The sequence below is a fragment of the Atlantibacter sp. MEI4A-1023 genome (genome assembly GCF_056155425.1).
In genome coordinates this window covers 3227824-3247710 of sequence record NZ_CM149568.1, presented here as the reverse complement: position 1 = coordinate 3247710, position 19887 = coordinate 3227824, and the positions used below count along the sequence as shown (strand labels likewise).

Sequence of the window (19887 nt, the reverse complement as noted above, 5' to 3'; positions counted from 1 at the left end):
TCTGTTTATGCTTTCCCCGCTGGTGATGGTCGGTTTGTTTTTTATCGCCATGCTCGCGGGGTTTATCGATGCGCTGGCGGGTGGGGGCGGATTGCTCACTATCCCGGCGTTGCTGGCGACGGGGATGTCGCCTGCCCAGGCGTTAGCCACCAATAAACTTCAGGCCTGCGGTGGTTCACTCTCCGCTTCTCTCTATTTTATCCGCCGTAAAGTGGTCAGCCTGAAGGATCAAAAGCTCAATATCCTGATGACCTTTATCGGCTCCACCAGCGGCGCGCTGCTGGTACAGTTCGTGAACTCGGACATTCTGCGCCAGATCCTGCCGATCCTGGTGATCGGCATTGGCCTTTACTTTCTGTTAATGCCTAAGCTGGGCGAAGAAGACCGGCAACGCCGTCTTTACGGCCTGCCGTTTGCCCTGGTGGCGGGCGGCTGCGTCGGGTTCTATGACGGTTTCTTCGGCCCTGGCGCAGGCTCGTTTTACGCGCTGGCGTTTGTCACGCTATGCGGGTTTAATCTGGCGAAATCCACCGCTCATGCCAAAGTGCTTAACGCCACGTCCAACGTCGGCGGCCTGCTACTGTTTATTATTGGCGGAAAAGTGGTGTGGGCCACCGGGTTTCTGATGATGGCCGGCCAGTTTATAGGGGCGCGGTTAGGTTCACGTCTGGTGCTCAGCAAAGGCCAGCAGCTTATCCGTCCGATGATTGTGATTGTTTCCGCTGTGATGAGCGCCAAGCTGCTATTCGACAGCCACGGCGCGGCGCTCCTTCAGTGGCTTGGGATACATTAATGAGCACTACACACCATTATCAGCAGCTGGTCGATATTTTCGAAGGCTGCTTTTTTAACGATTTTAATACCCGTCTGATTAAAGGCGACGACGAACCGATCTATCTTCCGGCTGACGCTGATGCGCCGTATCACCGGATTGTGTTCGCCCACGGCTTTTACGCCAGCGCGCTGCATGAGATTTCCCACTGGTGCATCGCCGGGAAAGCGCGCCGCGAGCAGGTAGACTTCGGCTATTGGTATTGCCCGGACGGGCGCGACGCCCAGACCCAGTGCCAGTTTGAGGACGTGGAAATCAAACCTCAGGCGCTGGACTGGCTGTTTTGCGAAGCGGCGGGTTTTCCGTTTAACGTTAGCTGCGACAACCTGGAAGGGGACTTCGAGCCGGATCGCATCAAGTTTCAGCGCCGGGTTCACGCCCAGGTGATGACGTGGCTGAAAGAGGGCATCCCGGCGCGTCCGGCCCGGTTTATCGCCGCGCTTCAGGACTATTATCAAACGCCGCCGCTGACAGCGGACCGTTTTCCGTGGCCAGAAGACCTGTCCTGAGCCATGCTTTTTGCAGTTGAACCACATGATATGACGGGTAATTGAGGAAAGACGATGATCGCAGCATTCGAAGCACGCATTCTGGCGTTGATTGATGACATGGTTGAACACGCCAGTGATGACGAGCTGTTCGCCAGCGGCTACCTGCGCGGGCACCTGACGCTTGCCGTGGCGGAACTGGAAGGGGGCGACGATCACTCTGCCGACGCTCTGCACCAGAAAGTGACAGAAAGCCTGCAAAAAGCCATTGGCGCAGGCGAACTGACCCCGCGCGACCAGGCGTTGGTGTCCGGTATGTGGCAAACGCTGTTCGAGAAAGCCAAAGCCAGTTAATGCCCTGGCTTCATGCCATCTTTTCAGCAGATGGCATGAAGCCTCCCGCCTTTTTCCCTTGCGTTTTATCCGCTTAGCGCTGCGCTGCCCATTAGCGTGACGTCACCGAGACCCTGCCGAAAAGGTTGCAACAGGTTTGCCTTGTTAAGGTGATCTTGTTAACAAACTGAAACAAAGAGTGATTGCAGGGCTGGTTTTCCCCGGTTGTGAGGTTGTTAAATCCTGCGGTTTGTTCTAGAAACAAATTGTAATGTATTGGTCGCTCCTCATACCTCTTAGAGACCCTGATTAGTTTGCGTTTCGCCGCCGCGTGCAGGCAACCCGAGCTATGACGGACAAAAAATGGAAAACATGATGAATAACTCAGGGAAATACCTCCTCTGGGCAGTGCTCTCCTTAGTGGGCGCATTTGCTTTGGGATACATCGCTCTGAACCGGGGAGAGCAGATTAACGCGCTGTGGATTGTGGTTGCCGCAGTCTGTGTCTATCTGATCGCTTACCGCTTCTACGGCCTGTTTATTGCTAAACGGGTGCTGGTTGTGGACTCAACGCGTATGACGCCTGCGGTGCGCCATAACGACGGTCTCGACTACGTGCCAACCGATAAAAAAGTGCTGTTCGGCCACCACTTTGCGGCAATCGCCGGGGCGGGTCCGCTGGTCGGGCCGGTGCTGGCTGCGCAAATGGGCTATTTGCCGGGCATGTTGTGGATCCTCGCGGGCGTGGTTATTGCAGGCGCCGTGCAGGACTTTATGGTGCTGTTTGTCTCTACCCGCCGCGATGGTCGTTCCCTTGGCGAGCTGGTAAAAGAGGAAATGGGCAACACCGCCGGGGTGATCGCGCTGGTCGCCTGTTTCATGATCATGGTGATTATCCTCGCGGTGCTGGCGATGATCGTGGTGAAAGCGCTGACCCACAGCCCGTGGGGCACCTACACCGTGGCCTTCACCATTCCGCTGGCGCTGTTTATGGGTGTCTACATTCGCTATCTGCGTCCTGGGCGCATCGGCGAAGTGTCGGTTATTGGTCTGGTGCTGCTGATTTTCGCGATTATTTCCGGCGGTTGGGTGGCAGAAAGCCCGACATGGGCCCCGTACTTCGACTTTACCGGCGTACAGTTGACCTGGATGCTGGTGGGCTACGGCTTTGTGGCGGCGGTACTGCCGGTCTGGCTGCTGCTCGCGCCGCGTGACTACCTGTCGACCTTCCTGAAAATCGGCACCATCGTCGGGCTGGCTATCGGCATCCTGATTATGCGTCCGACCCTGACCATGCCGTCGATCACCAAGTTTATCGACGGGACCGGTCCGGTCTGGTCCGGCGACATGTTCCCGTTCCTGTTTATCACCATCGCCTGTGGCGCGGTGTCAGGTTTCCACGCGTTAATTTCCTCCGGCACCACGCCGAAAATGCTGGCTAACGAAAATCAGGCCTGCCTGATTGGCTACGGCGGCATGCTGATGGAATCCTTCGTGGCGATCATGGCGCTGGTGGCGGCATGCGTTATCGACCCGGGCGTGTACTTCGCCATGAACAGCCCGATGGCGGTGCTGGCTCCGGCGGGCACCACCGATGTGGTGGCCTCTGCGGCGCAAGTGGTTAGCGGCTGGGGCTTCCAGATCACCCCGGAAACCCTGACGCAAATCGCTAACGAAGTGGGCGAGCAGTCGATCATCTCCCGTGCGGGCGGCGCGCCGACCCTGGCGGTCGGGATGGCGTACATTCTGCACGGCGCGCTGGGCGGCCTGATGGATGTCTCCTTCTGGTACCACTTCGCGATCCTGTTCGAAGCGCTGTTTATCCTGACGGCAGTGGATGCCGGTACCCGTGCCGCGCGCTTTATGTTGCAGGACCTGCTGGGCGTGATCTCTCCGGGCCTGAAACGTACTGATTCGCTGCCAGCCAACATCCTGGCGACGGCGCTGTGCGTACTGGCGTGGGGTTACTTCCTGCACCAGGGCGTGGTTGACCCGCTGGGCGGCATTAACACCTTGTGGCCGCTGTTTGGTATCGCCAACCAGATGCTGGCAGGCATGGCGCTGATGCTTTGCGCAGTGGTGCTGTTCAAGATGAAACGCCAACGCTACGCATGGGTTGCGCTGGTTCCTACCGCATGGCTGCTGATTTGCACCATGACGGCGGGCTGGCAGAAAGCGTTTAGCCCGGATGCTAAAGTAGGCTTCCTGGCTATCGCCAACAAATTCCAGGCGATGATCGACAGCGGCAACATTCCGGCGCAATACACCCAGGCGCAGCTGGCGCGACTGGTGTTTAACAACCGTCTGGATGCGGGCCTGACCATCTTCTTTATGGTGGTAGTCGTGGTGATTGCGCTGTTCTCAATCAAGACCGCGCTGGCGGCATTGAAAGTCGATAAGCCCACCGCGAAAGAGGTGCCTTACGAGCCGATGCCGGAAAACTATCAGGATATCGTGACGCAGGCGAAAAGCGCCCACTAATGATTTCCTGAAAGTGAAGTAATCCACTCCCCGGCTTAACGGCTGGGGAGTTTTTGGCTTTATAGACAGAAGGAGACGGTATGTTTGATACCTTAGCCAAAGCCGGTAAATATCTGGGCCAGGCGGCGAAATTAATGGTCGGCGTACCGGATTACGATAACTATGTTCAGCACATCCGGCTTAATCATCCCGATCAAACGCCGATGACCTATGAAGAATTTTTCCGTGAACGCCAGGACGCACGTTACGGCGGGAAAGGCGGAGCCCGCTGCTGTTAAGGAAATGAGATGAACAATGCTGTTGCAGTCACCCTGTTAACCGGGTTTTTGGGGGCCGGTAAAACCACCCTGATTAACCATTTTCTCACCCACCACGCCGACGCATCGGTGGCGATTCTGGAAAACGAATTCGGCGCGGTGAATATTGACGGCGCGCTGCTGCGCGGCGGCGATAACGTCAACGTTGTCGAACTGTCCAACGGTTGCGTGTGTTGCAGTGTGCGCGGCGAATTTACCGCCGCCCTCACCGAACTGCTGGCCCAGCGCCAGCGCGGCGAATTAAGCTTCGATCGCCTGATTGTTGAAACCACCGGCCTCGCCGACCCGGCCCCGATTATCCAGACCTTTTTTGTTGAAGAGGCGCTCCGTGAAGCGCTGCGGCTGGACGCGGTGATTACGCTGGCGGATTGCCACCATATTTCCCGCCAGTTGGAAGAGCATCCGGTTGCCGCCTCACAGCTCGGTTTCGCCGATCGCATTTTGCTGACCAAAGCGGATACCTGCGATGAACAACAGCATAATGAGGCGCTGGCGCGCATCCATCAGATCAACAACAAAGCCGAGATCTACCAGATCGAAAACGGCGTTTGCCCGGCGGATCTTTGGCTCGACATCAACGCGTTTGAGTTGAGCGACGGCAATGGCCTGACCAAAGGCTTTCATGCGATCCGTCCAGCGGATCAATCCGCTCCGCGCTTTACGCCGTTTAAAGAAACCAAACGCTCCTGGGATGACGCCATTCAGGCGCACGTTTTTGAAGCGGGCTGGATGGATTTGCATAAGGCCGGGGCGTTTATGGAGCAGTGTGTGGAGCGCTACGGTAATGACATGCTGCGCTACAAAGGGGTGCTGGCGATTGCCGGAAACCCCCAGCGCCTGATTGTCCAGGGCGTGCATAAAGTGGTGGGCTTTGATTACGGCTCACCCTGGGATGAAAGCGAAACGCCCCAGTCGCGGCTGGTGATTATCGGGCGCTATCTGCCCGTTGATGAACTGAGAACGGCTTTCGCTCAGGCGACCGCGTAAACACCGGCGGATGCGCTAAACCGCGTCCGCCGTTACCTTTATTTTACCGCCTTTCCCTTCAGCAATTTTCGCACCCATAGCCGGTTTGGATTGAGCGCCGCCAGCGTTAGGCCGTCCATCGGTATCGGTTCGCCGCACATCTGCGCGGCGAGGATCTCCGCTGCCAGCGGGGCGCTGCACAAACCGCGCGAGCCTAACGCGCCGAGCATAAACAGATTCGGGTGAACCGGCGCAGCAGGCACATTTTCCGGCGTGGCGCTGTGCTGGAGTAAATGCAGGTACTGTTCCAGCAGGGCCGGGTAGTCGGCAACGTTGCCCACCATCGGCATATGATCGCGCGTGGCGCAGCGCACCCCAACCCGCGCGTCGCCTGCGCTGACGTCCACCTCGTAGGGCCACGATTGATCGGGGAAACAGTCAGTCAGCCGCTGGCGGTTATGCTGCTGATCCTCTTCGCTGTACTGCGCGTTTTCCATGCCGCGATGATAGCTGGCACCAATACAGTGATGCTGGTTTTGCGGGTTCACCGGCGTCAGGTAGCCGTCATAGCACAGCACCTGGCGCAGCGCCGACAGCGGCGGCGAGGTGGGGATATGGCTCACCTGGCCCGCCACCGCGTATACCGGTTGCATCGCGGTTTGCTCAAACTGGTTCAGCTTGCTGCCGTTGGCGAATACCACCGCGTCATGTTCAGCCTGCTGCCCGTCGGCAAAGGTCAGTTGCCAGCGCCCATCGTGATGGAGTTCCTTTACCGAATGCCGATAATGCACCGTTAAACCCTGCTGCCTGGCCAGGGCAATCGCCCCCGCCGTCAGCTGCGCCGGGCACAGCCAGCCGCCAAGCGGGTATTCAATGCCACCGCAGCCGGTCTCAACGCCGCTGTGGATGAACACGTCTTGCGCATCTACTGCGCGCGCTACATCAGCTGGCAAATCCAGCGCCAGCATTTCACGGATCTTCCCGGCGCTTTTTTCATCCCAGCCCAACTGCGTAACGCCGCACCAGTCATGGTCAAACTCAACCGGCAGCGCATCATACAGGCGACGGGCAAAGGTAAACGCGGCGGGGAAAAAGCGCGTCAGCGCCGGATTGCTGTGACTGATCAACGGATACAGCGCCCCCTGGCGGTTGCCGGATGCGCCCTGCGCCGGGGCCTCATCCTCGCAATACAGCGTTACGCGCTTGCCGCGCCGCAGCAGCGCTAATGCCAGCAGCGCGCTGGCGACGCCGCCGCCGACAATTGCCATATCATCACCCTGCGCCGCCTGGCGCTGATACCAGGGCGTCAGCGAACGCGCGGGCAGGGCATGTTCCAGCACACCGGTGAGCATTTCGCGCTTGCGGCCAAAGCCTTTGCTTTTTCGCATGGTAAACCCGGCCTCCTGCAACCCACGGCGTACAAAACCGGCGGAGGTAAAGGTTGCCAGCGTCGCGCCGGGCCGCGCCTGCCGCGCCATAGCGTTAAACAGTTGCGGCGTCCACATATCCGGGTTTTTGGCCGGGGCAAAGCCGTCAAGGAACCACGCATCCACCTGGCCCTGTAATGCGTCATCTAATTCGGGGATCAGTTCATTGACGTCGCCCAGCCATAAATCCAGCGTCACGCGTCCGTTATCAAATAACAGCCGCTGGCAGCCTGCCAGCAGCGGCGGCCACTGGCGATGCAGTTTTTCCGCCCAGGGTGCCAGTTCTGGCCACGCGGCGTGGGCGCGTGTTAAATCCCCGGCCTGAAGCGGGAATTTTTCGAAGCTGACGAAATGCAGCCGGTTCAGCGCCGCGTCGGGATGCGCGGCGCAAAATGTGTCAAATGCCTGCCAGAGCGTAAGAAAATTGAGCCCGGTGCCAAAGCCGGTTTCCGCCACGGTAAACAGCGTGCGCGGGTGCTGCGCGAAGCGCGCCGGTAGCTGATTACCCCCCAAAAAGACGTAGCGGGTCTCTTCCAGACCATTGTCATTGGAAAAGTAAACGTCGTCAAAATCTCGGGAAACAGGTGTACCCTCATTATTGAAGTCAAGGGTGGCTGGTTTGATGGTGGAATGTTTCACGTAAGTTACTCGTCTGACAGGCAGTGGCACGATCTTAGCGATGTGGGCCGGGCGGCGCAAATTTACCGGCAAATCGTCTGATCGGACTTGTTCGGCGTACAACTGTACGCTATTGTGCCACTCGACTCTTATTATTAGCGCGACTGACAGAGGTATTAAATGAAACGTGCAGTGATTACTGGCCTGGGTATTGTATCCAGCATCGGTAATAACCAGCAGGAAGTCCTGGCATCCCTTCGTGAAGGGCGCTCAGGTATTACTTTCTCTCAAGAGCTGAAAGATTCCGGTATGCGTAGCCACGTTTGGGGCAACGTAAAACTGGACACCACCGGTCTGATTGACCGTAAAGTGGTGCGCTTTATGAGCGATGCGTCGATTTATGCATACCTCTCGATGGAGCAGGCAATTAAAGATGCCGGTCTTTCTGACGAAGCTTACCAGAACAACCCGCGCGTTGGCCTGATCGCCGGTTCCGGCGGCGGCTCCCCGCGCTACCAAGTGTTCGGCGCTGACGCAATGCGCAGCCCGCGCGGCCTAAAAGCGGTTGGCCCGTATGTGGTGACTAAGTCTATGGCATCCGGCGTGTCCGCTTGCCTGGCGACCCCGTTCAAAATTCACGGCGTGAACTACTCAATCAGCTCCGCCTGTGCCACTTCCGCACACTGTATCGGTAACGCGGTTGAGCAAATCCAGCTCGGCAAACAGGACATCGTGTTTGCTGGCGGCGGAGAAGAGCTGTGCTGGGAAATGGCCTGTGAGTTTGACGCGATGGGCGCATTGTCGACCAAATACAACGAGACCCCGGACCAGGCGTCCCGTACCTATGACGCGGACCGTGACGGGTTCGTGATCGCAGGCGGCGGCGGTATGGTGGTGGTCGAAGAGTTGGAACACGCCCTGGCGCGTGGCGCGCACATCTACGCGGAAATCGTCGGTTACGGCGCGACCTCCGATGGCGCAGACATGGTGGCACCGTCTGGCGAAGGCGCAGTGCGCTGCATGCAGATGGCGATGCACGGCGTTGACACGCCAATCGACTACCTGAACACCCACGGGACTTCCACGCCGGTTGGCGATGTGAAAGAACTGGGCGCTATCCGCGAAGTGTTCGGCGATAAATCCCCGGCGCTGTCCGCGACCAAAGCCATGACCGGTCACTCTCTGGGGGCGGCAGGCGTGCAGGAAGCCATTTACTCCCTGCTGATGCTGGAGCACAGCTTTATCGCGCCGAGCATCAACATTGAGAATCTGGACCCGCAGGCGGAAGGGCTGAACGTCATCACCGAAACCACCGAGCGTGAACTCACTACCGTGATGTCCAACAGCTTCGGCTTCGGCGGCACCAACGCCACCCTGGTGATGCGTAAATACCAGGCGTAAGCAACGCTGAATAAAAAAGGGCCTCCAGGGCCCTTTTTGCATTTCTGAACGGCGGTTAAAGCACTATCAACATCACCGCAATCGCCACCACCAGCGCGAACAGCACCAGGCCCGGACGGGCGGAAAGCTGGCGCAGCGGCTCTATTAGCGACGGGATCAGCGGGCTGTAAATCGGCTGGATATCGCGGGTCTCGATCGGCGACGCGTTACTGTTAACGCGCAGCGCAAACACCTGGTTTAACACATCCTGAACCTGCGCCGTGGTCAGCACCGTCTGGGGCGTGGCCTGCCAGCGCTGCTGCGTGTAATCAACAATCTCCTGCCATTCGTGCGACGCCATCGGCTGGCGCAGGGCGGTTTGCAGGGAAATTAGCGTCGGCGCTGCCTGCTGAACTAACGTCTGGCGCGCCTGTAGCCAGGTATTCAGCGAGGCGAAATGTTTAGCCGGGATCAACTCGCCGGTTTTCACACCCGCCAGTTCCAGCATCGACTGCCAGATAAGCTTCGGCGATTCGCCGGTGGCGGCGGCTAGTTTAATCACCTGTTGGTTGAGCGTATTGTGCTCGGCGGGCAGTAGCGGACGCTCCGTCGCCGGGCGCTGCTGCGGCTGCGGGATCGCCATCTGGCCGTTTTGCAGCAGTACCAGCACGCTTTTCAACTGCTCGGGCGACAGCTGGCTCAGCGCGGTCTGGCCGAACTGCTGGCGAATATAATCGCTCGCCGCCTTGCGGTTATTGCCAACGTTCAGCAACTCCGTCAGTTGTGACAGCAGTTGCCTGCTGGAATGGGTACTTTCCGCGCTGGTCAGGCGCTGGTTAAGGTTTTGCTCGGCGGCGGGAAAATGGCGCGACTGCAACGGCATTTCCTGTTTCAGCCCCAGATCGTGGCGCAGGGTGGCCCACACTTCACTGCTCTGCTGCTGCGTCAGCGCGATGATGCGGGTAATCAGCCGCTCAAGCTGGGTGCGCTGCTGAGAAGAGAGCGGGAGTTCACCGGCTGTTGTCTGCGGGGAGGGAGGTTCTCCCGGAGGGCGAGCGGGTGCGCCCTGGACTGGTTGCATCATAGTAAATCCTGACTTCGCCTTCGGTCTCGTGTATGACTAAGGGCGAGATTATGGCACACTTAGCGCCCATCTCCCGCACATTAACAGGTACTGTAACGTGAAAATTCTCGTTGATGAAAATATGCCTTACGCCCGCGAACTGTTTGCCCGCCTGGGTGACGTAAAAGCGGTGCCGGGGCGGCCGATTCCGGTGGCCGAACTGGATGATGCCGATGCGTTGATGGTGCGTTCGGTGACCAAAGTCAACGGCCAGTTGCTGGACGGCAAAGGCGTCCGCTTCGTTGGCACCGCGACGGCAGGCACCGATCACGTGGATCAGGACTATTTACACCAGGCGGGGATCGCGTTTTCTGCGGCACCCGGCTGTAATGCCATTGCCGTCGTGGAATATGTGTTTTCCGCGCTGCTGATGCTGGCGGAGCGCGAAGGATTCGACCTGACCGACCGCACCGTGGGTATTGTCGGCGTCGGTAACGTCGGCGGGCGCTTGCAAAAGCGCCTGGAAGCGCTGGGCGTGCGCACATTGCTGTGCGATCCGCCGCGCGCCGATAACGGCGAGCCGGGCGATTTCCAGCCGCTGGATAAACTGGTCGACGAAGCCGATATCCTCACCTTCCATACTCCGTTGTTTAAAGACGGCCCGTACAAAACCTGGCATCTGGCGGATGAAGCGCTGATTTCACGCCTCAAGCCGGGCGCGATTTTAATCAACGCCTGCCGTGGCGCGGTGGTGGATAACGCCGCTTTACTGAAATGCCTCGACGCCGGGCAGAAACTCAGCACCGTGCTGGACGTGTGGGAGCCGGAGCCGGATCTCAACGTGGCGCTGCTGGATAAAGTCGACATCGGCACCGCGCATATCGCCGGTTACACCCTTGAAGGCAAAGCGCGCGGCACCACCCAGGTGTTTGAAGCCTATAGCGCGTTTATCGGCAAACCTCAGCAAATCGCCCTGGACTCGCTGCTGCCCGCGCCGGAATTTGGCCGCATCACCCTGCATGGCCCGTTGGATCAGCCCACGCTGAAAAGACTGGTGCATCTGGTGTATGATGTGCGCCGCGATGACGCGCCACTGCGTAAAGTGGCTGGCGTAGCGGGTGAGTTCGATAAGCTGCGTAAGCATTATCTTGAGCGTCGCGAATGGTCATCCCTGTTTATTCAGTGTGATGACGCGGCGGCGGCAAAGCTGCTCTCTGCGCTGGGATTTAACGCCGTACACCATTCGGCGCGTTAATCATCTTCTTTTACGTTACCTGCCTTTTGGGGCAGGGACGCTGTTCTATTTTCTGGAGTAAACCACCATGTCTGAAGGCTGGAACATTGCCGTACTGGGCGCGACGGGCGCTGTGGGCGAAGCCCTGCTTGAGCAACTTGCGGAACGTCAATTCCCGGTGGGAGAACTGTATGCCCTGGCGCGCAGCGAAAGCGCAGGCGAATCTCTGCGTTTCGCAGGTAAAACGGTGCGGGTGCAGGACGCCGCTGAATTTGACTGGACCCAGGCGCAGCTCGCATTTTTTGTGGCCGGTCCGGAGGCCACCGCGCAGTACGCGGACGATGCCGCTAACGCGGGCTGCCTGGTGATCGACACCAGCGGTCTGTTCGCACTGGAGCCGGATGTCCCGTTAGTGGTGCCGGAAGTGAACCCCTTTGTGCTGGCGGATTACCGTAACCGTAATCTGGTCGCCATCCCCGATAGCCTGACCAGCCAACTGCTGGTGGCGTTAAAACCGCTGATCGACGAAGGCGGCCTGGCGCGTATTCAGGTGACCAGCCTGCTGTCTGCGTCGGCGAAGGGCAAAGTGGCGGTAGACGCCCTGGCGGGCCAGAGCGCCAAACTGCTCAACGGCATCCCGGTTGATGAAGACGATTTCTTCGGTCGCCAGCTGGCGTTCAACGTTCTGCCGCTCCTGCCGGATAGCCTGGGCAGTGTGCGCGAAGAGCGCCGCATCGTCGATGAAGTGCGCAAAATCCTGCAGGACGAGATGCTGATGATCTCCGCGACCTGCGTCCAGTCGCCGGTATTTTACGGCCATGCCCAGATGGTGAATTTTGAAGCCATGCGCCCGCTGTCATTTGAAGAAGCGCGCGATGCCTTCGATCGCGGTGAAGAAGTGGTACTGTCGCCCGCGAATGAATTCCCGACCCAGGTCGGCGATGCGTCCGGCAACGCCCAATTGTCTGTCGGCTGCGTGCGTAACGATTACGGGATGCCGGAGCAGATCCAGTTCTGGTCAGTGGCGGACAACGTGCGCTTCGGCGGCGCGCTGATGGCGGTGAAAGTGGCGGAGAAATTAGTGCAGGAGTATTTGTACTAATGTCTGAGCTTCAGGATGTGCCGCTGCGCAAAATCGCGCTCGGCATTGAGTACGACGGCAGTAAATATTACGGCTGGCAGCGCCAGAACGAAGTCCGCAGCGTGCAGGAAAAACTCGAAAAGGCGTTAACCCAGGTGGCGAATGCGCCGGTTAACGTGTTTTGCGCCGGGCGGACCGATGCGGGCGTTCATGCCACCGGCCAGGTGGTGCATTTCGAAACCCAGGCGATCCGCAAAGATGCCGCCTGGACGCTGGGTGTAAATGCGAATTTACCTGGTGACATCGCGGTGCGCTGGGTTAAAGATGTGCCGGACGATTTTCATGCCCGATTTAGCGCAACGGCTCGCCGTTACCGCTATGTCATCTACAATCATCGTCTGCGTCCTGCGGTTTTGCAGCAGGGCGTCACCCATTATCACCAACCGCTGGATGCTGAACGTATGCACCGCGCGGCCCAGTGCTTAATCGGTGAAAATGATTTTACCTCGTTTCGCGCCGTGCAATGTCAGTCGCGCACCCCGTGGCGTAATCTGATGCACATCAACGTCGCGCGATTCGGGGCGTATGTGGTGGTCGATATCAAAGCGAATGCCTTTGTACATCATATGGTCAGGAATATTGTTGGCAGCCTGATGGAAGTAGGGTGCGGCAACCAGCCGGAGAGCTGGATTGAGGAGTTGCTGGCGGTCAGGGATCGTACGCTTGCGGCAGCGACGGCGAAAGCGGAGGGGCTTTATCTGGTCAGCGTGGATTATCCTGACCGTTTCGAGCTGCCGAAGACGCCGATGGGCCCACTTTTTTTAGCTGACTAAAGGCTGTTGAGGATGTAACGCAGTATGGACATTATTCGCTTTGTGATCGATTTCATCCTGCACATTGACGTGCATCTGGCGGAACTGGTCGCCGATTATGGGATTTGGGTTTACGCTATCCTGTTTTTGATTCTGTTTTGTGAAACCGGGCTGGTGGTAACGCCCTTCCTGCCGGGCGATTCGCTGCTGTTTGTCGCCGGGGCGATTTCCGCGCTGCCGACCAACGATCTCAATGTCCATCTGATGGTGGTGTTAATGATTGTGGCGGCGATTATCGGCGATGCGGTGAATTACACCATTGGCAGGCTGTTCGGCGAAAAGCTGTTCAGTAATCCCAACTCAAAGATTTTCCGCCGCAGCTATCTGGATAAAACCCACGCGTTTTACGAGCGCCACGGCGGCAAAACCATTATCCTTGCGCGCTTTGTACCGATTGTGCGCACCTTCGCGCCGTTTGTCGCCGGGATGGGGCATATGTCCTACCGCCATTTCGCGGCCTATAACGTGATCGGCGCGCTGCTGTGGGTATTACTGTTTACCTATGCGGGTTATCTGTTTGGCGATTTGCCGATCGTTCAGGAAAACTTAAAGCTGCTGATAGTGGCGATCATCATCCTGTCGGTATTGCCGGGCGTGGTGGAAATTATCCGCCACAAGCGAGCCGCGGCACGAAACGGAAGATAACCATCACGTTCATGAAACAAGAGCAGGATCGCGCGGTTAGACCACTTTTTTATCCCAACTCGCGGTCTGTTATGTTTTAATGAGCACCATTTATGGTCTGTCGGCGGTCAGAATTTATTCGCTGCCGACAGAAAAACTGGCATCGACCAGGTTCAGGCAGAAAGGTCATCAATGAGCTGGATTGAACGAATTCTCAATAAGAGCAATATCACCCCTTCCCGTAAGGCGAGCATCCCTGAAGGGGTGTGGACCAAGTGCGACAGCTGCGGTCAGGTTCTCTACCGCGCCGAGCTGGAGCGTAACCTGGGGGTTTGCCCGAAGTGCGATCATCATATGCGTATGGCGGCGCGTGACCGCCTGCACAGCCTGTTAGACGAAGGCTCAATGGTGGAGCTGGGGAGCGAACTTGAGCCGAAAGACGTGCTGAAGTTCAAAGACTCCAAAAAGTATAAAGATCGTCTGGCAAGCGCCCAGAAAGAAACTGGCGAGAAAGACGCGCTGGTGGTGATGAAAGGCACCCTGCACGATATGCCGGTGGTTGCGGCGGCGTTTGAGTTTTCCTTTATGGGCGGCTCAATGGGCTCCGTGGTGGGTGCACGCTTTGTGCGTGCCGTTGAGCAGGCGCTGGAAGACAACTGCCCGATGATCTGCTTCTCCGCATCCGGCGGCGCACGTATGCAGGAAGCGCTGATGTCGCTGATGCAAATGGCGAAAACCAGCGCAGCGCTGGCGAAAATGCAGGAGCGCGGCTTGCCGTATATCTCCGTGCTGACCGACCCGACCATGGGCGGCGTTTCCGCCAGCTTCGCGATGCTGGGCGATCTGAACATCGCCGAGCCGAAAGCGCTGATTGGCTTTGCCGGCCCGCGCGTTATCGAACAGACCGTGCGTGAGAAACTGCCTGCCGGTTTCCAGCGCAGCGAGTTCTTAATCGAGAAAGGGGCGATCGATATGATTATTCGTCGTCCTGAACTGCGCCTGAAGCTGGCCAGCCTGCTGGCGAAAATGATGAATCTCCCGGCACCAGGGCCGGATGCGCCGCTGGAAACCATTGTGGTTCCGCCAGCGCCAGACCAGGAACAAGAGGCCTGATCGTCATGAAGGGCAGGGCCATAACGGCGCTGCCCTTTTTGTTTATCCATCGCTAACACGTACGGGCATCATGGAAAAAGACTGCATTCCCCACGCCACGTCGCCCCTGGCTACGTGGCTTTCTTATCTGGAAAACCTGCACAGTAAAACTATCGACATGGGGCTGGAGCGCGTATCGCGCGTGGCGGCGACCCTTGACGTTCAAAAGCCCGCGCCGTTTGTGTTTACGGTTGCCGGCACTAACGGCAAAGGCACCACCTGCCGCACGCTGGAAGCTATTCTGATGGCGGCTGGGCTGCGGGTTGGCGTCTACAGTTCGCCGCATCTGATGCGCTATACCGAGCGGGTGCGCATTCAGGGCGCGGAGCTTTCGGAATCCGACCATACCGCGTCGTTCAGCGCCATTGAGACCGCGCGCGGCGAGACCTCGCTGACTTATTTCGAGTACGGCACGCTGTCGGCGCTGTGGTTGTTTAAACAGTCGGCGCTGGATGTGGTGATTCTGGAAGTGGGCCTCGGCGGGCGTCTGGATGCCACCAACCTGGTGGATTGCGATGTGGCGGTCATCACCAGTATCGCCCTCGACCATACTGACTGGCTGGGGCCGGATCGCGAAAGTATTGGCCGTGAGAAAGCGGGCGTGTTCCGCGCCGGGAAACCGGCCATCGTCGGCGAGCCGGATATGCCCGCTTCCATCGCGGCGGTTGCCCTGGAGAAAGGCGCGCTGCTGGCGCGGCGCGGCGTAGACTGGGATTACCAGGCGAACGAGACCGGCTGGCATTTCCAGGATGCGCAGGGTGAATTGCGCGATCTGCCGCTGCCTAACGTGCCGCAGCCGAACGCCGCCACGGCGCTGGCAGCGATCCGCGCCAGCCAGCTGGCGGTGAGCGAAGCCGCTATCCGCCAGGGCATTGAACAGGCGCTGCTGCCGGGGCGTTTTCAGTGCGTCAGCGAATCGCCGCGCGTGATTCTGGATGTGGCGCACAATCCCCATGCGGCAGCGTATCTGGCGAGCCAGATGCAGCGCCTGCCTGCGGGCGGGAAAGTGCTTGCGGTCATCGGGATGCTGCACGATAAAGATATTGCGGGCACGCTGGCCTGTCTGGAGCCGGTGGTGGATAGCTGGTATTGTGCCCCACTGGAGGGCCCGCGCGGTGCCACGGCTGAGCAACTGCTGGAACACCTGAAGCAGGGTGAACGCTATCAGAGCGTGGTGCAGGCCTGGGATGCCGCTATGGCGCAGGCTCAACCGCAAGATACCGTACTGGTGTGCGGTTCGTTTCATACCGTAGCGCATGTAATGGAAGCGATGGACGCGAGGAGGCGAGGTGGCGAGTAAATTTCAAAACCGATTAGTGGGCACGATCGTGCTGGTCGCGCTGGGCGTAATTTTGCTGCCAGGGCTGCTGGACGGCCAGAAAAAACATTACCAGGATGAGTTCGCGGCAATCCCGCTGGTGCCGAAGCCAGGGGATACCGACGAGCCGGATATGCTGCCTGCCGCCACGCAGGCGCTGCCCGCACAGCCGCCGGAAGGCGCGGCGGAAGAGGTGAGGGCGGCGAACGCGGCGGCCTCGGCGATCGATACCGGGCGTCTGGCGAATAACGCCAATAATCTCGATCCGCTGCCGGAACCGGAGCCTGTCCCGCCGGGCAAACCGAAAGCGCAGGACACGCCGAAAAAACCGCAGACCAAACCGCAAAAAGATAAAACCGACGAACAGCTGGCGATGCTGAGTGAAGAGGCACCGCCGAAGAAAGCCGAACCGGCTAAACCGGATACGCCGCCGACCGGCAAAGCTTATGTGGTGCAGTTGGGCGCGCTCAAAAATGCCGACAAAGTGAATGAAATTGTTGGTAAACTGCGCGGCGCGGGGTACCGGGTTTATACGTCGCCGTCAACGCCGGTACAGGGTAAAATCACCCGCATTCTGGTTGGGCCGGACGCCTCACGCGATAAGTTAAAAGGATCGCTTAGCGAGCTTAACCAGCTTTCCGGGCTGAACGGGGTAGTGATGAATTATTCCGTAAACTGATGGTCGGGGATGAGCAGACTTATCTGTTGATAAATAACAGATAAGACAAGAAGCTCTCCCTGAAACGCAGCGGGAACCGGGGAAAAAAGCACGGCGTTGAAGATTTTTTCAACGCCTTTTTTTATTGAGCAAGGGAAAGGAAATCCCTACGCAAACGTTTTCTTTTTCTGTTAGAATGCGCCCCGAACTGGACGTCAGGGCGATTTATCACAGGACACATTCATGGTCTGGATAGATTACGCCATCATCGCGGTTATCGGCTTTTCCTGTTTGGTAAGCGTTATCCGCGGGTTTGTGCGTGAAGCGTTATCGCTGGTTACCTGGGGCTGTGCCTTTTTTGTCGCCAGCCACTACTACACTTACCTGGCGGTTTGGTTCACTGGCTTTGAAGACGAACTGGTACGTAATGGGATAGCGATCGCAGTGCTGTTTGTTGCGACGCTGATTGTCGGCGCGATCGTCAACTATGTGATTGGCGCGCTGGTGGAGAAAACCGGCCTGTCGGGTACAGACAGGGTGTTGGGGATCTGTTTTGGCGCGCTGCGCGGTGCGCTTATCGTCTCCGCCATTCTGTTCTTTCTTGATACCTTTACCGGCTTTTCCAAAAGCGACGACTGGCAAAAATCGCAGCTTATCCCGCAATTCAGTTTCATCATCAGATGGTTTTTTGACTATCTGCAAAGCTCGTCAAGTTTCTTACCCCGGTAATTGTGCCGGGGGCAGTCTCTTAATGAGGAAAAGACAACATGTGCGGTATTGTCGGTATCGCCGGTGTTATGCCGGTAAACCAGTCTATTTATGACGCGTTAACGGTGCTTCAGCACCGTGGGCAGGATGCCGCAGGCATCATCACCATTGATGCAAACAACGGCTTTCGCCTGCGCAAAGCCAACGGCCTGGTGAGTGATGTATTCGAAGCCCGCCATATGCAGCGTCTGCAAGGCAATATGGGTATCGGCCATGTGCGTTATCCGACAGCAGGCAGTTCAAGTGCCTCCGAAGCACAACCCTTTTATGTGAACTCCCCGTACGGGATCACCCTGGCGCATAACGGCAACCTGACCAACGCGCACGAACTGCGCCGGATGCTGTTTGAAGAGAAGCGCCGCCATATCAATACCACCTCGGATTCCGAAGTTCTGCTGAACGTATTCGCCAGCGAACTGGATAACTTCCGTCATTACCCGCTTGAAGCGGACAACATTTTTGCCGCCATCGCCGCGACTAACCGCCTGATCCGCGGCGCGTATGCCTGTGTGGCGATGATTATCGGCCACGGCATGGTGGCGTTCCGCGATCCGAACGGCATCCGCCCGCTGGTGCTGGGCAAGCGCGATATCGGCGATGGCCGCACCGAGTATATGGTGGCCTCTGAGAGCGTGGCGCTGGATACCCTGGGCTTCGAATTCTTACGCGACGTCGCGCCCGGCGAGGCGATTTACATCACCGAGAAGGGCCAGCTGTTTACCCGCCAGTGCGCCGATAACCCGGCCAGCAATCCGTGCCTGTTCGAGTATGTCTACTTTGCGCGCCCTGACTCGTTTATCGACAAGATTTCCGTGTACAGCGCCCGCGTCGGCATGGGTAAAAAGCTCGGCGAGAAAATCGCCCGTGAATGGGAAGATCTCGATATCGACGTGGTCATCCCAATCCCGGAAACCTCCTGCGATATCGCGCTGGAGATTGCCCACATCCTGAATAAGCCGTACCGCCAGGGTTTTGTGAAAAACCGCTACGTGGGCCGCACCTTTATCATGCCGGGCCAGCATCTGCGCCGTAAATCGGTGCGCCGCAAGCTCAACGCCAACCGCGCAGAATTCCGCGATAAGAACGTATTGCTGGTGGATGATTCTATCGTTCGCGGCACCACCTCTGAGCAGATTATCGAGATGGCGCGTGAGGCGGGTGCGAAAAAGGTTTATCTGGCCTCTGCCGCGCCGGAAATTCGTTTCCCGAACGTCTACGGCATTGATATGCCGAGCGCTAACGAGCTGATTGCCCACGGGCGCGAAGTGGATGAAATCCGCCAGATCATCGGCGCAGACGGGCTGATTTTCCAGGACCTGGACGATCTGATTGAAGCGGTACGCGCCGAGAACCCCGATATTCAGCAGTTTGAATGCTCGGTGTTTAACGGCGTTTACGTCACGAAAGACGTTGACCAGCAATATCTGGAGTATCTTGAATCCCTGCGTAATGACGACGCCAAAGCGGTGCTGCGCCAGAACGAAGTGGAGAATTTAGAGATGCATAACGAAGGGTAAAACGTCGATCCCTTCCGGGCCACCGGGAGGGATTTTTCATTCCTTCTCTGTGCATTTCCCTTTAATGCCTGGCTAACTTGCATATCCCTCTCTGTTGCGGCAAAGTTTGCCCACGTATTTTCCGTTCAGGCAAAAACTAATGAAACGACTCATCGTAGGCATTTCCGGGGCAAGCGGAGCGATTTATGGGGTTCGGCTGTTGCAGGTGCTGCAATCGGTGCCTGACGTCGAAACCCATCTGATCATGAGCCAGGCCGCACGCCAGACGCTGGCGCTGGAAACCTCGCTATCGCTGCGCGATGTGCAGGCGTTGGCTGATGTAGTCCACGATGCGCGGGATATCGCCGCCAGCATTTCATCCGGGTCGTTTCGCACCTCCGGCATGGTTATCCTGCCATGCTCCATCAAAACCCTCTCCGGTATCGTGCACAGCTACACCGATGGGTTGCTGACCCGCGCCGCAGACGTCGTGTTGAAAGAACGCCGTCCGTTAATTCTGTGCGTGCGGGAGACCCCGCTGCATGTCGGACATCTGCGCCTGATGACCCAGGCCGCCGAGCTAGGCGCGGTAATAATGCCGCCGATGCCTGCGTTTTATCATCAGCCCGCCACACTCAATGACGTGATTAACCAGACGGTGAACCGGGTACTGGACCAGTTGGATATCGAACTGCCGGAAGATCTTTTCCATCGCTGGCAGGGAGCCTGACGCATCTGTTCGGTGCGTCGAAATCTGAGCGCCTCATTTTGGGGCATTT

The 19887-nt window shown here is 58.0% G+C and carries 19 protein-coding genes; 17 read left to right on the top strand and 2 right to left on the bottom strand.

Features of this window, described 5'->3' with window-relative positions:
• Positions 1 to 7 precede the first annotated feature (7 nt).
• The 6 genes from ACVV26_RS15465 (at position 8) to ACVV26_RS15440 (ending at position 5438) form a co-directional block, all read left to right on the top strand.
• Positions 8 to 793, top strand: a complete 786-nt coding sequence (locus ACVV26_RS15465) for a sulfite exporter TauE/SafE family protein (RefSeq protein WP_474801871.1) — start codon at positions 8 to 10, stop codon at positions 791 to 793.
• Positions 793 to 1341: an elongation factor P hydroxylase gene (locus ACVV26_RS15460; RefSeq protein ID WP_474798122.1), complete on the top strand. Its 549-nt coding sequence runs from the start codon at positions 793 to 795 to the stop codon at positions 1339 to 1341. Before ACVV26_RS15465 ends, ACVV26_RS15460 begins: the two co-directional genes overlap by 1 nt.
• 54 nt (positions 1342 to 1395) lie before the next feature.
• On the top strand, positions 1396 to 1674 hold the full coding sequence (locus ACVV26_RS15455) for a YfcL family protein (protein WP_312978208.1): 279 nt from the start codon (positions 1396 to 1398) through the stop codon (positions 1672 to 1674).
• Between the two features lie 354 nt (positions 1675 to 2028).
• Positions 2029 to 4134, top strand: a complete 2106-nt coding sequence (gene cstA, locus ACVV26_RS15450) for a pyruvate/proton symporter CstA (protein WP_125292050.1) — start codon at positions 2029 to 2031, stop codon at positions 4132 to 4134.
• Between the two features lie 80 nt (positions 4135 to 4214).
• A complete protein-coding gene (locus ACVV26_RS15445; RefSeq protein ID WP_002463504.1) occupies positions 4215 to 4412 on the top strand; it encodes a YbdD/YjiX family protein in 198 nt (65 codons plus the stop codon).
• A gap of 9 nt (positions 4413 to 4421) precedes the next feature.
• A complete protein-coding gene (locus ACVV26_RS15440; protein WP_474798121.1) occupies positions 4422 to 5438 on the top strand; it encodes a CobW family GTP-binding protein in 1017 nt (338 codons plus the stop codon).
• 38 nt (positions 5439 to 5476) lie between these two features.
• Here the strand turns inward: ACVV26_RS15440 and mnmC are convergent, their stop codons facing one another.
• A complete protein-coding gene (gene mnmC, locus ACVV26_RS15435) occupies positions 5477 to 7483 on the bottom strand; it encodes a bifunctional tRNA (5-methylaminomethyl-2-thiouridine)(34)-methyltransferase MnmC2/FAD-dependent 5-carboxymethylaminomethyl-2-thiouridine(34) oxidoreductase MnmC1 (protein WP_474798120.1) in 2007 nt (668 codons plus the stop codon).
• A 159-nt stretch (positions 7484 to 7642) separates the two neighbouring features.
• Here mnmC and fabB point away from each other — a divergent pair, with 159 nt between their 5' ends.
• A complete protein-coding gene (gene fabB / locus ACVV26_RS15430; RefSeq protein WP_474798119.1) occupies positions 7643 to 8863 on the top strand; it encodes a beta-ketoacyl-ACP synthase I in 1221 nt (406 codons plus the stop codon).
• A gap of 55 nt (positions 8864 to 8918) precedes the next feature.
• Here the strand turns inward: fabB and flk are convergent, their stop codons facing one another.
• Positions 8919 to 9923, bottom strand: a complete 1005-nt coding sequence (gene flk / locus ACVV26_RS15425) for a flagella biosynthesis regulator Flk (protein WP_474801869.1) — start codon at positions 9921 to 9923, stop codon at positions 8919 to 8921.
• 100 nt (positions 9924 to 10023) lie between these two features.
• Between flk and pdxB the strand changes: the two genes are divergently transcribed.
• The 10 genes from pdxB to ACVV26_RS15375 all read left to right on the top strand — a co-directional run bounded on the left by pdxB (position 10024) and on the right by ACVV26_RS15375 (position 19838).
• A complete protein-coding gene (pdxB, locus tag ACVV26_RS15420) occupies positions 10024 to 11160 on the top strand; it encodes a 4-phosphoerythronate dehydrogenase PdxB (protein ID WP_474798118.1) in 1137 nt (378 codons plus the stop codon).
• Between the two features lie 67 nt (positions 11161 to 11227).
• Positions 11228 to 12241 (top strand): aspartate-semialdehyde dehydrogenase, encoded by a 1014-nt coding sequence (locus tag ACVV26_RS15415; RefSeq protein WP_474798117.1) that lies wholly within the window; start codon positions 11228 to 11230, stop codon positions 12239 to 12241.
• Positions 12241 to 13053: a tRNA pseudouridine(38-40) synthase TruA gene (gene truA / locus ACVV26_RS15410; RefSeq protein ID WP_312978218.1), complete on the top strand. Its 813-nt coding sequence runs from the start codon at positions 12241 to 12243 to the stop codon at positions 13051 to 13053. The genes ACVV26_RS15415 and truA overlap by 1 nt, the downstream gene beginning before the upstream one ends.
• Positions 13054 to 13077: 24 nt before the next feature.
• Positions 13078 to 13737 carry a DedA family protein gene (locus tag ACVV26_RS15405; RefSeq protein ID WP_474798116.1) on the top strand — a complete coding sequence of 220 codons (660 nt, stop codon included), beginning with the start codon at positions 13078 to 13080 and terminating at the stop codon, positions 13735 to 13737.
• 171 nt (positions 13738 to 13908) lie between these two features.
• A complete protein-coding gene (gene accD, locus ACVV26_RS15400) occupies positions 13909 to 14829 on the top strand; it encodes an acetyl-CoA carboxylase, carboxyltransferase subunit beta (RefSeq protein ID WP_312978222.1) in 921 nt (306 codons plus the stop codon).
• A 70-nt stretch (positions 14830 to 14899) separates the two neighbouring features.
• Positions 14900 to 16168, top strand: coding sequence for a bifunctional tetrahydrofolate synthase/dihydrofolate synthase (gene folC, locus ACVV26_RS15395; RefSeq protein ID WP_474798115.1), 1269 nt, complete (start codon positions 14900 to 14902; stop codon positions 16166 to 16168).
• On the top strand, positions 16158 to 16865 hold the full coding sequence (gene dedD / locus ACVV26_RS15390; RefSeq protein ID WP_312978226.1) for a cell division protein DedD: 708 nt from the start codon (positions 16158 to 16160) through the stop codon (positions 16863 to 16865). The genes folC and dedD overlap by 11 nt, the downstream gene beginning before the upstream one ends.
• 222 nt (positions 16866 to 17087) lie before the next feature.
• A complete protein-coding gene (gene cvpA, locus ACVV26_RS15385; protein ID WP_144130246.1) occupies positions 17088 to 17573 on the top strand; it encodes a colicin V production protein in 486 nt (161 codons plus the stop codon).
• Positions 17574 to 17611: 38 nt separating this feature from the next.
• Positions 17612 to 19129, top strand: coding sequence for an amidophosphoribosyltransferase (gene purF / locus ACVV26_RS15380; protein WP_312978228.1), 1518 nt, complete (start codon positions 17612 to 17614; stop codon positions 19127 to 19129).
• Between the two features lie 139 nt (positions 19130 to 19268).
• Entirely contained in the window at positions 19269 to 19838 is a 570-nt protein-coding gene (locus ACVV26_RS15375) for a UbiX family flavin prenyltransferase (RefSeq protein ID WP_474798113.1), read from the top strand.
• Positions 19839 to 19887 lie beyond the last annotated feature (49 nt).

Excerpts from the sequence above, each read along its gene's own strand:
- ACVV26_RS15465 (WP_474801871.1), top strand. The coding sequence starts at position 8 with ATGCTTTCCCCGCTGGTGATGGTCGGTTTGTTTTTTATCGCCATGCTC.
- ACVV26_RS15460 (WP_474798122.1), top strand. The coding sequence starts at position 793 with ATGAGCACTACACACCATTATCAGCAGCTGGTCGATATTTTCGAAGGC.
- ACVV26_RS15455 (WP_312978208.1), top strand. The coding sequence starts at position 1,396 with ATGATCGCAGCATTCGAAGCACGCATTCTGGCGTTGATTGATGACATG.
- cstA (WP_125292050.1), top strand. The coding sequence starts at position 2,029 with ATGAATAACTCAGGGAAATACCTCCTCTGGGCAGTGCTCTCCTTAGTG.
- ACVV26_RS15445 (WP_002463504.1), top strand. The coding sequence starts at position 4,215 with ATGTTTGATACCTTAGCCAAAGCCGGTAAATATCTGGGCCAGGCGGCG.
- ACVV26_RS15440 (WP_474798121.1), top strand. The coding sequence starts at position 4,422 with ATGAACAATGCTGTTGCAGTCACCCTGTTAACCGGGTTTTTGGGGGCC.
- fabB (WP_474798119.1), top strand. The coding sequence starts at position 7,643 with ATGAAACGTGCAGTGATTACTGGCCTGGGTATTGTATCCAGCATCGGT.
- flk (WP_474801869.1), bottom strand. The coding sequence starts at position 9,923 with ATGCAACCAGTCCAGGGCGCACCCGCTCGCCCTCCGGGAGAACCTCCC.
- ACVV26_RS15415 (WP_474798117.1), top strand. The coding sequence starts at position 11,228 with ATGTCTGAAGGCTGGAACATTGCCGTACTGGGCGCGACGGGCGCTGTG.
- truA (WP_312978218.1), top strand. The coding sequence starts at position 12,241 with ATGTCTGAGCTTCAGGATGTGCCGCTGCGCAAAATCGCGCTCGGCATT.
- ACVV26_RS15405 (WP_474798116.1), top strand. The coding sequence starts at position 13,078 with ATGGACATTATTCGCTTTGTGATCGATTTCATCCTGCACATTGACGTG.
- accD (WP_312978222.1), top strand. The coding sequence starts at position 13,909 with ATGAGCTGGATTGAACGAATTCTCAATAAGAGCAATATCACCCCTTCC.
- folC (WP_474798115.1), top strand. The coding sequence starts at position 14,900 with ATGGAAAAAGACTGCATTCCCCACGCCACGTCGCCCCTGGCTACGTGG.
- cvpA (WP_144130246.1), top strand. The coding sequence starts at position 17,088 with ATGGTCTGGATAGATTACGCCATCATCGCGGTTATCGGCTTTTCCTGT.
- purF (WP_312978228.1), top strand. The coding sequence starts at position 17,612 with ATGTGCGGTATTGTCGGTATCGCCGGTGTTATGCCGGTAAACCAGTCT.
- ACVV26_RS15375 (WP_474798113.1), top strand. The coding sequence starts at position 19,269 with ATGAAACGACTCATCGTAGGCATTTCCGGGGCAAGCGGAGCGATTTAT.